General features: G+C 52.8%; 1 protein-coding gene. It reads left to right on the forward strand.

The window, feature by feature from the left end; genetic code table 11:
* A partial coding sequence (locus ACFRAK_RS27625) for a helix-turn-helix transcriptional regulator (protein ID WP_394572979.1) occupies positions 1-584 on the forward strand: 584 nt, incomplete at its 5' end.
* Positions 585-676 lie beyond the last annotated feature (92 nt).

Genomic DNA, 676 nt, shown 5'->3' on the forward strand with positions numbered 1-676 from the left:
ATGCTACACATCAAGCAATTGAGCGATGGATCTCGTTCATCCGCAGCAACGGATATGCGCCGGAAACGGTAAAGGATTGGCTGCTTAAGCTGCTGCTCGATCTGAAGCTGAAGCTCCAGTTATTGCAATCGTTGTCGCCATCTTATACGGCCGATACCCTGCATAAGGAAATGGTCGGCATGGATTCCTTGAACGAACTGCGCACTTGGTTGATCATCCATATGGATGCGATGGCCCAGCGCTTGAGCAGCGGGTTCGCAGGCAGTCGCAGAGCGGAGGTCGCCGAGGCATGCAAATACGTATCGCGCCGGCTGCATCAGCGGATCACGCTGGATGAGGTCGCCGGATTCCTTCATCTGAATTCCAGTTATTTCAGCCGGATGTTCAAGAAGGAGACGGGGGTTACCTTTATTGAGTATGTGACGCGGATGAAGATGGAACGGGCCAAGGAGCAGCTTCGTCAAACCGGACGGACCGTGGCCGAGATCTGTGAGGGTCTTGCATATGACAACGTAAGTTATTTCATTAAGACGTTCAAGGCCAACTCAGGTGCAACGCCAAGCGAGTTCAGGGAGAGATCTTGAAGGATGAGAGGGGAGGTAAGAGATGATGCACGGCTGGGAACTTAAGCTGGATTCTCTCATGAATCGGATAGTTCCGGCGGACGCCTCTCTGT

The sequence above is a fragment of the Peribacillus sp. NPDC056705 genome (assembly GCF_043656335.1).